At 58.7% G+C, this 10,731-nt stretch carries 12 protein-coding genes and 1 pseudogene; 3 read left to right on the forward strand and 10 right to left on the reverse strand.

Annotated features, from left to right (window positions below; all coding sequences use genetic code 11):
* From A1355_RS06645 to smpB, 10 genes and pseudogenes are all read right to left on the reverse strand, one after another.
* Nucleotides 1-356, reverse strand: a pseudogene (locus A1355_RS06645) (sporulation protein); the annotation flags it as partial.
* 2 nt (nucleotides 357-358) lie between these two features.
* A complete protein-coding gene (gene folC, locus A1355_RS06650; RefSeq protein WP_064026266.1) occupies nucleotides 359-1,633 on the reverse strand; it encodes a bifunctional tetrahydrofolate synthase/dihydrofolate synthase in 1,275 nt (424 codons plus the stop codon).
* 11 nt (nucleotides 1,634-1,644) lie between these two features.
* Nucleotides 1,645-2,568, reverse strand: coding sequence for an acetyl-CoA carboxylase, carboxyltransferase subunit beta (gene accD / locus A1355_RS06655; RefSeq protein ID WP_064026268.1), 924 nt, complete (start codon nucleotides 2,566-2,568; stop codon nucleotides 1,645-1,647).
* A gap of 26 nt (nucleotides 2,569-2,594) precedes the next feature.
* The gene (gene trpA, locus A1355_RS06660; protein WP_064026270.1) at nucleotides 2,595-3,398 is read right to left on the reverse strand and encodes a tryptophan synthase subunit alpha; all 804 of its coding nucleotides are present in this window, start codon (nucleotides 3,396-3,398) and stop codon (nucleotides 2,595-2,597) included.
* A complete protein-coding gene (gene trpB, locus A1355_RS06665; RefSeq protein ID WP_064026272.1) occupies nucleotides 3,395-4,597 on the reverse strand; it encodes a tryptophan synthase subunit beta in 1,203 nt (400 codons plus the stop codon). The genes trpA and trpB overlap by 4 nt, the downstream gene beginning before the upstream one ends.
* Nucleotides 4,594-5,223, reverse strand: coding sequence for a phosphoribosylanthranilate isomerase (locus A1355_RS06670; RefSeq protein ID WP_064026274.1), 630 nt, complete (start codon nucleotides 5,221-5,223; stop codon nucleotides 4,594-4,596). The genes trpB and A1355_RS06670 overlap by 4 nt, the downstream gene beginning before the upstream one ends.
* Before the next feature lie 120 nt (nucleotides 5,224-5,343).
* Nucleotides 5,344-6,030 (reverse strand): DUF2231 domain-containing protein, encoded by a 687-nt coding sequence (locus A1355_RS06675; RefSeq protein ID WP_064026276.1) that lies wholly within the window; start codon nucleotides 6,028-6,030, stop codon nucleotides 5,344-5,346.
* A gap of 54 nt (nucleotides 6,031-6,084) precedes the next feature.
* On the reverse strand, nucleotides 6,085-7,107 hold the full coding sequence (locus A1355_RS06680) for an FAD:protein FMN transferase (protein ID WP_064026278.1): 1,023 nt from the start codon (nucleotides 7,105-7,107) through the stop codon (nucleotides 6,085-6,087).
* A gap of 35 nt (nucleotides 7,108-7,142) precedes the next feature.
* Nucleotides 7,143-7,718 (reverse strand): isochorismatase family protein, encoded by a 576-nt coding sequence (locus A1355_RS06685; RefSeq protein ID WP_064026280.1) that lies wholly within the window; start codon nucleotides 7,716-7,718, stop codon nucleotides 7,143-7,145.
* Nucleotides 7,719-7,721: 3 nt separating this feature from the next.
* Entirely contained in the window at nucleotides 7,722-8,204 is a 483-nt protein-coding gene (smpB, locus tag A1355_RS06690; RefSeq protein ID WP_064026282.1) for an SsrA-binding protein SmpB, read from the reverse strand.
* Between the two features lie 96 nt (nucleotides 8,205-8,300).
* Here smpB and A1355_RS06695 point away from each other — a divergent pair, with 96 nt between their 5' ends.
* From A1355_RS06695 to A1355_RS06705, 3 genes are read left to right on the forward strand one after another with little or no spacing between them, the layout of a single operon-like run.
* A complete protein-coding gene (locus A1355_RS06695) occupies nucleotides 8,301-9,659 on the forward strand; it encodes a sodium-dependent transporter (RefSeq protein WP_064026284.1) in 1,359 nt (452 codons plus the stop codon).
* Nucleotides 9,659-10,093: a type II toxin-antitoxin system RatA family toxin gene (locus tag A1355_RS06700; protein ID WP_082885402.1), complete on the forward strand. Its 435-nt coding sequence runs from the start codon at nucleotides 9,659-9,661 to the stop codon at nucleotides 10,091-10,093. Before A1355_RS06695 ends, A1355_RS06700 begins: the two co-directional genes overlap by 1 nt.
* Complete coding sequence (locus A1355_RS06705; protein WP_064026286.1) at nucleotides 10,086-10,361, forward strand: RnfH family protein; 276 nt, start codon at nucleotides 10,086-10,088, stop codon at nucleotides 10,359-10,361. Before A1355_RS06700 ends, A1355_RS06705 begins: the two co-directional genes overlap by 8 nt.
* Nucleotides 10,362-10,731 lie beyond the last annotated feature (370 nt).

The raw sequence follows: 10,731 nt of genomic DNA on the forward strand, positions 1-10,731 counted from the left end.
GCCGGCGCCGCTTTCTTGGGAAGCGGCAAGGTTTCCCGAGCGCCCAGTTTCAATTGCGGTTTCGGCGCCTCGAGCGCCGCTTCCCCTTCACCTTCCTCCGCCACCGCTCTCGGCGCCGGGACTTCGCCGACCGGCGGCTCGCCAGCCGGCGCGGTTTCGGCCACCGCTTCCGGCTTATCGGGCAGCGGCATGAATTCTACATCCTGAGTCTTGGCGGGCACTTCCGGGATTTTCAATTCGTTGATGGTTTTACCGGTTTCGTCGATTGGGTCGTCGAACAACATCGGCACGAAGATGGCGGCCAACGCGGTAATTACCGCAGCGCCAATCAATCGTTGCTTTAACTCCTGATCCATACTCAAGCACCTCTGGGAAAATTAGATAAATATTCGGATACCAGAAAAAAAGAACCGAAAATCAGCGTCAGTTCGCCGGGCCCGGCCTGCCCGCTGGCCGCTCGGTAGGCGGCGGAAAAATCCGGATAGCCGTCGCGAACGCGGTCGCGCAGTTCGGGCGGAAACAGTGCCGCAATCGTTTCGGGCGGCGCGGCGCGCGGATTGGCCAGCGGCGCGAGATGCCACTCGGCGACCCGATCAGCCATGATCCGAATCACGCCGGCAATGTCCTTGTCCTTCATCATCGCGAACACCGCGCGTATCTTGGCATTGGGGAAGCTTTCGCTGAGATACTCCAGCAAGGTACCCACCGCCTGCGGATTATGACCGACATCCAGCAACACCGGATGGCTGCCATCAATGAGCTGAAACCGCCCATTCAAGCGGGCCTCGGCCACGCCCCTCCGTATCGCCTCCGCCCCGACCGGCAGCCGCCCGTTCGACGCCTGGACGGTGGCGATGACCGCCGAAGCGTTGCGGTACTGATGTTCGCCCTGCAAGGCTGGAACCGGCAATCCCAGCAGTTCGGCGGATTCGCCCAGCCAATCCCAGACTTCGCCCCGTTTGCGATAACGGTAGGCGGCGCCGATGCGCAAGGTCACGGCGCCGATTTCCGCTGCGGTCGCCAATAGCGAAGCCGGCGGTTGTTGGTCGCCGATGACGGCCGGAACACCCGGCCGAAAAATCCCGGCCTTCTCCCGAGCGATAGCTTCGACAGTGTTGCCCAACCAATCGACATGGTCCAGCGCGATCGTCGTCACTAAAGTCGCGTCCGGGTCGACGATGTTGACCGCATCGAGTCGGCCGCCAAGCCCTACTTCCAGCAACTGCACATCGACATCGGCGCGGGCAAACAAATCCAGGGCCGCCAGCGTACCGAATTCGAAATAACTCAGACTGGTCTCGCCCCGTGCGGCATCGATGCGGGCGAAAGCATCGCAAATCTCCGCATCGCCGGCCGATCGCCCGGCGATGCGAATACGTTCGTTATACCGCAGAATGTGCGGCGAGGTGTAGGCCCCGACTTTATAACCCTGCGCTCGGTAGATCGCTTCCAAAAACGCCACGCAGGAACCCTTGCCGTTGGTCCCGGCCACGGTCACGGTCAGCGGCGCCGGACGGTCTGATCGAAGCCGGGCATACACGCCGGCGACTCTCGCCAGTCCCAGATCGATAGACTTGGGGTGTAGTTGTTCCTGCCAGTTTAGCCATGCCTGAAGCGTCTCGAAGCGCGCCATTGCGACCGCGACTACCCCTGACCCATCCCGGCGTCGCCGGAATCCGCATAACTTTCGCCGCCCGGCGCCGCTCCAGTCGAACGGCCGACGCGCAGCATCGCCAGTATCGACGCAATTTTTTCGCGCATCTCCCGACGGTCGATAATCATGTCGATTGCACCGTGCTCGCGCAAGAATTCGCTACGCTGAAAGCCTTCCGGCAATTTTTCCCGAACGGTTTGCTCAATGACGCGCGGACCTGCAAAACCGATCAAAGCCTCCGGCTCGGCCGCGTTGATGTCACCGAGCATGGCCAGACTGGCCGACACGCCACCCATCGTCGGATCGGTCATGAACGAGATATAGGGAATCCCGGCCTCGGCCAATTTGGTCAACGCCGCGCTGGTTTTAGTCATCTGAAACAACGAATACAGCGACTCCTGCATCCGCGCCCCGCCGCTGGCGGTAAACACGATGAACGGAAAACCGGTGCGCAAGCTTTCGTTAATGCCTCGCACGAAACGCTCGCCGACCACCGAACCCATCGAGCCGCCCATGAAACCGAAGTCGAAAGCCGCCGCGACGATGCCCTCGCCCATCAGTTTGCCGCGCATCGTCACCAATGCATCGTTTTCGTTACTTTGTTTTTGCGCCTGTTTGATGCGATCCTTGTAACTCTTGCTGTCCTTGAATTTCAGAGGATCGCTGGGCTTCAGGCCGGCGCCGATTTCGACGCGCTCGCCTTCATCCAAAAAGATATCCAGGCGGGCGCGCGCCGAAATGCGCAAATGGTGGCTGCATTTCGGGCACACATGGAAATTCTTGACCAATTCGGCGTTGAACAAGATTGCATCGCAACGCGGACACTTACTCCACAAGCCTTCGGGCACCGAGGTACGTTTCGGGGTACTTTCGGTCCTAATCACCGAGGGAACTAATTTTTCAAACCAACTCATGCGTAAACTACTCCGCTAACCACTGTTTAACTGTCCATCGCTTGGCGCATGGACTTCAACAAGCCGATGATTTCACGCCGGGCCTGCTCGGGATCGTCGAGATTCGCCTCGATCTTGCTGATCAACGCGCTGCCGACCACCACGCCGTCGGCGATATTGGCGATGGTTTTCGCGGTTTCGGCATCCTTAACGCCGAAGCCGACGCCAACCGGCAGATCGGTGTTGGCTTTGATCAATTGCAATTTATCCTCGACGTCGGCGGTGTCCAGATGGCCGGCGCCGGTCACGCCTTTCAACGATACGTAATACAAATAACCGCTACCGACGGCGTGCATCTTTTGAATGCGCTCGGCGGTGGTATTCGGCGCCAACAAAAAGATTTGATCGACGCCCCGCTCGCGCAACAGTTTGACGCACTCATCGGACTCCTCCGGCGGCAAATCGACGGTCAAAACACCGTCCACGTCGGCACGCTGTACCGCGTTGGCAAAGCCTTCGTAGCCCATGATTTCGATAGGATTCAAATAGCCCATCAACACCAGCGGCGTGACTTGATTGGTTTTGCGAAATTCCATGGCCATCGTCAATACCTTGCGTAAACCGACATGGTGGGCCAAGGCGCGTTCGCTGGCTCGCTGTATCACCGGACCGTCGGCCATCGGATCGGAAAACGGCACGCCCAGTTCGATCACGTCGGCACCGGCGGCGACCATCTCGTGCAGCAAGGGCACGGTGAATTCGGGATAAGGATCGCCGGCGGTAATGAACGGAATCAAGGCCTTGCGGCCGGACGCCTTCAGTTCGGCGAATTTGGCGGCTAAACGGCTCATAAGCTAATTCCTTCGCGTTGCATGATGGTGTGCATGTCCTTGTCGCCGCGGCCGGACAAATTGACGATGATCACTTGGTCCTTAGCCATCGTCGGCGCCAATTTCATCGTGTAGGCCAGTGCGTGGCTGGACTCCAATGCCGGAATGATGCCTTCCATCCGGGTCAAGGCGTGGAAGCCCTCCAAGGCTTCGTCGTCGGTGATGTTGGGATATTCCGCGCGACCGGTGTCCTTCAGCCAAGCATGCTCGGGTCCGACGCCGGGATAGTCCAGACCGGCCGAAATCGAATGGGTTTCGATGATTTCGCCGTCGTCGTCGGCCATTAGATAGGTGCGGTTACCGTGCAACACGCCGGGCCGTCCGGCCGACAACGGCGCGGAGTGGCGACCGGTGGCGATGCCGTCGCCGGCCGCCTCGACACCGTACATTTTGACGCCGGCATCGTCGATAAAGTGATAAAACAAGCCGATCGCATTGGAACCGCCTCCAACGCAAGCCACCAAGGTGTCCGGCAATTTACCGGCTTGGGCGAGACATTGTTGACGGGCTTCGCGGCCGATCACGGCCTGAAAGTCTCTAACCATCGCCGGATACGGGTGAGGACCCGCCACGGTGCCGATGATATAGAAGGTATTGTCGATATTGGTCACCCAATCGCGCAGGGCTTCGTTCAAGGCGTCCTTCAGGGTTTTCGAGCCTGATTCGACCGGCACCACGGTGGCTCCGAGCAATTTCATCCGATACACGTTCAAGGCTTGGCGGGCGACATCGACGGCGCCCATATAGACCACGCATTCCAAACCCAACCGCGCCGCGACGGTCGCGGTCGCCACGCCATGCTGGCCGGCGCCGGTTTCGGCGATGATACGGGTCTTGCCCATGCGCTTAGCCAGCAAGGCCTGGCCGACGGTATTGTTGACCTTATGAGCGCCGGTGTGGTTCAGGTCTTCGCGCTTCAGATAAATTTGAGCGCCGCCCAGATGTTGGCTCCAGCGCTGGGCATGGTACAGCGGCGACGGCCGGCCGACGTAATCGCGCAAGTCCGCATCGAGCTCGGCAACGAATTCGGGGTCTTGAATATAGCGTTGATAGGCTTCGTTGAGCTCGGTAATCGCCGGCATCAGCGTTTCCGCCACGAAAATACCGCCGTAAGGCCCGAAATGGCCCCGGGCGTCCGGCATTTGGTACTTGTCTGTCATAATTCTAATGTCGCTAGGTTGGTCGTTCTTATAAAGTCAGCCATTTTCGCCGCATCCTTGACACCCTTACCCGCCTCGACGCCGCTGCTGACATCCAGCGCATAAGGCCGCACCGCGCGCACCGCGTCGCCGGCATTGTCCGGCGTCAATCCGCCGGCCAGAATCAGAGGCAGTTGTCTGGCCGTCGGGATCAACTCCCAATCGAAGCGCTGGCCGCTACCGCCCGGCAAACCCGGATGATAAGCATCCAACAACAGCCCGGCCGCATCCGGGTATTGGCGCTGCAAGCCGTCGAGATCGCTTTCAGGCCTCATCCGCACTGCCTTGATGTAGGATTTGTCGTAGATTCGGCAAGCCTCCGGCGTTTCGTCGCCGTGAAATTGCAGGCAGTCGATCCGAACTTGGCCCAATACGCTTCGAATCCAGTCAGGTTCCGCGTCGACAAACAAGCCGACCACCGAAACGAAGGCCGGCAAGGCTCTGGCTATCGCGGCGGCCGCCCCGATCTCGACGTGGCGAGGGCTGGGTGGATAAAACACCAAGCCGATCGCATCGACCCCCAAGCCAGCCGCGTCAAGCGCGTCGTCTACCCTGGTAAATCCGCAAATTTTAACGCGGGTCCGCATCGAAACGTCTCTGAAAAAAAGCGGCGTAGGATAACACAACTGCCCGCCGAGTCGGGCTAGGCGAAATCAAAAAAGGCCGGGGCCGCTTAGCCCCTAACCCGCGTTCTTGCCGACGTACCGTCAATGAGCATGACCGCCGTGGTCTTCGGCGGAATGATCGTCCGCGCCCTCCGCCCCGCCCTCGTGCCGGTGCTGCTGGGCGGCGCCTTGGTTGATTGGGTCGGCGGCCCGCACCGCAACGCCGAACTTATAAACCATCAAGCCGCCCAAGTCGGCGGTAAACACCAACAAACCGGCAAGTAGCATGGCCAATAAACCAAACACTTGATTGGCCGGCCCGCCGATCCCCCCTTTAACCGCGATACGCCAGACCGACAACAGCGCAGCCAAGACCAATACCGAAATTCCCAAGTGTTCGTGTTTTTCCATGATTTCATGGACATTGCCGCCGTGCGCGACATTGGCCGCCGCGATCAGACCCGCCGCGACGGTCGCCGCCGCGAATAGCGTACCGGCATACAGAAACCAGCTCGCCGCGCCGCGCCAAGCCGGCTTGCCCGCCAAACTGGCCACGATGTCGATCGCGACGAACAAGAGCAACAGCGCAATCGGAAAATGCACCAGCAACGGATGCCAGTTCTCCATCGCGGCAATGCCAGGCAGCAAATCGGCGATATTCTCGCCGGGCGATCGCCCCGCCGCCCTCTCAATCGCGGCCAGCCAGCCGGCCACGCTGCCCGCAAACCCGCCGCCACTATCGGCGCCGCCGTGCACCGCCATCGTCAAATGCTGTTGCCATCCCAACATACGTCCCCCGTTTTCGTTGAGCCTATATCGATCCGGGCTTTCCCGCCCGAATCGTCAGTTGATTGCGATTTGCGCCGATGTCGTGAGTGCCCGAGTCTTGCTTTCGGTAAATTCGGTGCCTTGCTGGCGCACGAACAGCGCTTGCAATTTTTCTTCGTCGGCTACTTTCATGCCCTCTTCGTGCCCCAAGCACAACAAGGCGGTGGACCAGGCATCCGCGATCGTCGGGTCGGCGTGAAACACGCTGACCGCAACCAGATCATGATTGACCGGCCGGCCGGTGCGAGCGTCCAAAATATGGCTGTATCTCTGGCCCTTCACATCGAAAAAGTGCCGGTAAGTGCCGGAGGTCATTACCGCCATCGCCTCGTCCTTGGGTAAGGTCACCACCTTGTGCAACTCGCGCTCGCCCGGCAACGGCTTTTCCACCGCGATACGCCAGGACTTGCCGTCCGGTTTGTGGCCGTGGGTTTTCAATTCGCCGCCGATTTCCACCAGATAATTGTCCACGCCCAATTGTTCCATGACCTGGCTGATTTTTCCGACGCTATAGCCTTGGGCGATCGACGACAAGTCTACCCTGACCTTCGCCAAATGCTTACGGATGTGGTTGTCGTCGACCACCGCAAGCTTGTCCATGCCGACGTTAACCATTGCGTCTTGAATCGCGGCATCCTCGGGGATGACCAATTTGTCGTCCTTAAAACCCCATAAATCGAACAGCGGCTTGATGGTCAAGTCGTAACAGCCGTGACTCAGCTCGCTGACGGTACGTGCGATTTTGACCAGTGTGACGACTTGCGGATCGACCGTTTGACTTTCGGTGGAGGGATTGGCGTTAAATTGTTCTATCGACGAATCCGGCCGGTAATTGGACAAGACTTTATCCAGGTCGGCAAACGCTTGATTGACCTCAGCCTCGACTTGCTTGAAGTCGACCGGCTCGGGCGACCAATAGCTGATGTTATAGGTCGTGCCCTGCGCGAAGCCGCTCAATTTCTCGATCGGCGGCAACGGCTCCTGGCAGCCCACCAACATCAACGCTTCCAGCAGCCCCAGCATCCACAAGTACCGCATGCATCCCCCTTTTCGTTTATCCGTGACGATTATTATTAAATTTTTTCGCGCAATAGCGCCGACACCGCTTTGAATTGCGGATGAGCGGCATCGCCCAACCATTCGAACAAGACCGATTCATGATTGGTGACGATCACTTGCCGAGACTGCAAACGCCGCAGCGCCGATGCTTTATGCTCGGGATTTCTGGAACAGACCGCATCGCCGAGCACCTGCACCCGGTAACCCAATTGCAATAAGTCGTAGGCCGATTGCAAGACGCAGACGTGGGCTTCCTGCCCGACCAGCAGTACTTGTCGGCGGCCGCTCTCGGCCAGCGCCTCGACGAAACCGGGAGCCCGGCAACAGGAAAATCCGGTCTTGGCGAAGACCGACGTCGCGGAAGGCCAAGCAGCGGCGATTTCGGCCTGAGTCGGCCCGAGACCTTGCGGATATTGTTCGGTCGCCAGCACCGGCACGCCCAAACAATCGGCGGCCTTTAGCAAGCGAAGCGTCGCCTTAGCGACCCTCTCGGCCTCGTCGGCCGGCATGGCCGCGCTCAAGCGGCCCTGCAAATCGACGACGACCAGCGCGCTATCGGCGCAATCGGCCAAATCGGGATGGGGCGCCATCGCTTAAGCGTGCTTCATGATGCGGGCTTTCTCGCGTTGCCAATCCTTTTCCTTGGAGGCGACGCGCTTGTCGTGCAATTTCTTGCCCTTGGCCAAACCCAATTTCAGCTTGGCGCGACCGCGTATCCAGTACATCGACAGCGGAATCAAGGTATAGCCCTTGCGCTCGACGGAACCGATCAATTTGGCCAATTCTCGGGCATGCAGCAGCAATTTCTTGCGGCGTACCGCATCCGGATTGACATGAGTGGACGCCGACAACATCGGCGATATATGAGCCCCGCACAACCAAGCCTCGCCGCGGCGAATCTCGATATAGCTTTCCTTGAGCTGGATGCGACCGTCGCGCAAGCTCTTGACCTCCCAGCCTTCCAAGACCAAACCGGCTTCGAATTGCTCCTCGATCGTGTACTCGTGAGTCGCTTGGCGATTGACGGCGATAGTGTTATCGGTGGCTTTATTGTCCTTTTTTTTCTTGGCGGCCATGACTAGCGACGATGATTAAACTGACTGTAAACTGTAATTTTGATATTTTACCCGCACCCCCATCAAATAACACTTTAAATAACAGGGCCAGCAGCAATGAGCGACAAAACCCAATCCATCCACGGCGCATGGTCGTCCCGCTTCGCCTTTATTTTGGCGGCCACCGGGTCGGCGGTCGGTTTGGGCAACATCTGGAAATTTCCCTACATCACCGGCCAAAACGGCGGCGGCGCCTTCGTCATGGTTTACCTGTTTTGCGTGGCGGCGATCGGCGTGCCGATCATGATCGCCGAAATCATGTTGGGCCGGCGCGGTCGGCAAAACCCAATCAACACCATGCAGAGCCTGGCCGTCGAAGCCGGCGCCGACCCGCGCTGGCAATACATGGGCTGGCTGGGCATGGTCGGCGGTTTTTTGATCCTGGGTTATTACAGCGTCATCGCCGGCTGGTCCATGGCCTACATCGTCAAATCCTTCACCGGCCAGTTTTTTAGCTCGGACGCCGGCGACATCAAGGCCCTGTTCGACGATTTGATGGCCAGCCCGATCCAGCAAATTTTCTGGCACACCGTATTCATGCTGGCGACGATGCAGGTTGTCATGCGCGGCGTCCAGGGCGGCCTGGAAAAATCGGTGCGATTTCTGATGCCGGCCTTATTTTTCCTGCTGCTGATCCTGGTCGCCTATGCGATGAGTTCCGGCGGTTACGAACAAGGCATCGAATTTTTGTTCAACCCGGATTTCAGCAAAATCGACGCCGACGCGGTCTTGACCGCGATGGGCCACGCCTTCTTCACACTGAGCTTGGGCATGGGCGCGATCATGGTCTACGGTTCCTATCTGCCCGGCCATGTTTCCATCGCCAAAACCACCTTTTATATCGCCGGCGCCGATACCATCGTCGCGCTACTGGCCGGCATCGCCATCTTTCCGCTGGTGTTCGCCAACCACCTGGAAGCCGCCGCCGGCCCCGGCCTGATCTTCCAGACCCTGCCACTGGCTTTCGGCCACATGGGCGGCGGCTGGCTGTTCGGGCTGTTGTTTTTTGTGCTGCTGTTCTTCGCCGCGCTGACCTCGTCGATTTCGATCATCGAACCGGCCGTGGCCTGGTTGGTGGAAAACAAGGATCTGCAACGCCGCGAAGCCTGTCTGTGGGCCGGCGGCGCCTGCTGGGCGCTGGGCGTGGCGGTGGTGTTTTCGTTTAATATCTGGTCGGAACATAAATGGTTCGACAAGAATCTGTTCGAGCTGCTCGATTATTTGACCGCCAACCTGATGCTGCCGCTCGGCGGTTTGGCGATCGCGGTATTCGCCGGCTGGAAAATGAAACCGGCCCACGCCGAACAGGAACTGGAACTGCCGGCCCAAGGCTTTCAAGCTTGGCAATTTCTGATCCGCTACGTCGCGCCGGCTTCGGTATTCCTGGTATTCCTGCATGTCTTGGGGGTACTGTAATGATCACCGTCGTGCAAAAAAGCGCGTTGGTCAAATTCTCGGCCAAACAGATGTTCGATTTGGTAGACGACATCGAGTCCTACCCCAAATTCCTGCCCTGGTGCGCCGGCAGCAAGGTGCTGAAACGCGAGGGCAACATCGTCGAAGGCCAAATCGACATCGCCAAGGCCGGCTTCCATAAATCGTTCACGACCCGCAATAAATCCGATCAAGGCGGCAAGATTCAAATCAGCCTGCTGGACGGGCCGTTCAAATCGCTGGAAGGCTTTTGGAGCTTCATGCCGCTCCGCGAAGACGCCAGCAAGATTTCGCTGGATTTGGAGTTCGAAATCGCCAGCACCTTCGCCAGCCTGGCCTTCGGCCCGGTCTTCAATCAAATCTGCAACACCATGGTCGGCGCCTTCACCCAGCGCGCCAAAGCGGTGTATGGCTGACATCCGCGTCGAAGTCGCCTACGCGACGCCCGAGCGGCAAACCTTGATCGCGCTAACCCTGCCGCCGGACGCCACCGCCGAACAAGCCATCCAGGCATCCGGCGTCTTGGCCCGGCACCCGGAAATCGATTTGACCGTTCAGAAATTCGGCATTTTCGGCGTCGTCGCCAAACCCAACTTAACTTTGACCGACGGCGACCGGGTGGAGATTTATCGACCGCTGAAACAAAATCCTATGGATGCGCGGCGGCAACGATCTAAGCAATAAGCCCCCGCGAAACCGTCCATCCGCGCTTTTTTAGGACGAAGTCCGGTCGAACAGGCTTGGTGATGACTAAATTTCCTTCGCCGCCACAAGGAACAACTGACGTGATTCCCGTAAGAGTCCGCTGAAAACCATCGCGCGAGCCCCGCCTGTGTAAGGACAAATTTCCCTTCTCGCGACACTGTCCTTTCGGATTTTCCGAGAACACCACTCGCCGGCTTCATCCGCGTTAGGCGGAAAACGACCCAGAGTAGCCATTCACTATGCAACGTTGTATGTTAGCAATTCGATACATACCCGACATTTAAAATTGCCGATAAATGGCGATTAAATTTGAAACTCGGGTAGGATGTGCCAACCAACGGGCGGCGCA

The sequence above is a fragment of the Methylomonas koyamae genome (genome assembly GCF_001644025.1).
In the GTDB taxonomy this organism is placed as follows: domain Bacteria; phylum Pseudomonadota; class Gammaproteobacteria; order Methylococcales; family Methylomonadaceae; genus Methylomonas; species Methylomonas koyamae_A.

Coding starts and splice junctions, on each gene's coding strand:
- folC (WP_064026266.1), bottom strand. CDS start 1,633: ATGGCGCGCTTCGAGACGCTTCAGGCATGGCTAAACTGGCAGGAACAA.
- accD (WP_064026268.1), bottom strand. CDS start 2,568: ATGAGTTGGTTTGAAAAATTAGTTCCCTCGGTGATTAGGACCGAAAGT.
- trpA (WP_064026270.1), bottom strand. CDS start 3,398: ATGAGCCGTTTAGCCGCCAAATTCGCCGAACTGAAGGCGTCCGGCCGC.
- trpB (WP_064026272.1), bottom strand. CDS start 4,597: ATGACAGACAAGTACCAAATGCCGGACGCCCGGGGCCATTTCGGGCCT.
- A1355_RS06670 (WP_064026274.1), bottom strand. CDS start 5,223: ATGCGGACCCGCGTTAAAATTTGCGGATTTACCAGGGTAGACGACGCG.
- A1355_RS06675 (WP_064026276.1), bottom strand. CDS start 6,030: ATGTTGGGATGGCAACAGCATTTGACGATGGCGGTGCACGGCGGCGCC.
- A1355_RS06680 (WP_064026278.1), bottom strand. CDS start 7,107: ATGCGGTACTTGTGGATGCTGGGGCTGCTGGAAGCGTTGATGTTGGTG.
- A1355_RS06685 (WP_064026280.1), bottom strand. CDS start 7,718: ATGGCGCCCCATCCCGATTTGGCCGATTGCGCCGATAGCGCGCTGGTC.
- smpB (WP_064026282.1), bottom strand. CDS start 8,204: ATGGCCGCCAAGAAAAAAAAGGACAATAAAGCCACCGATAACACTATC.
- A1355_RS06695 (WP_064026284.1), top strand. CDS start 8,301: ATGAGCGACAAAACCCAATCCATCCACGGCGCATGGTCGTCCCGCTTC.
- A1355_RS06700 (WP_082885402.1), top strand. CDS start 9,659: ATGATCACCGTCGTGCAAAAAAGCGCGTTGGTCAAATTCTCGGCCAAA.
- A1355_RS06705 (WP_064026286.1), top strand. CDS start 10,086: ATGGCTGACATCCGCGTCGAAGTCGCCTACGCGACGCCCGAGCGGCAA.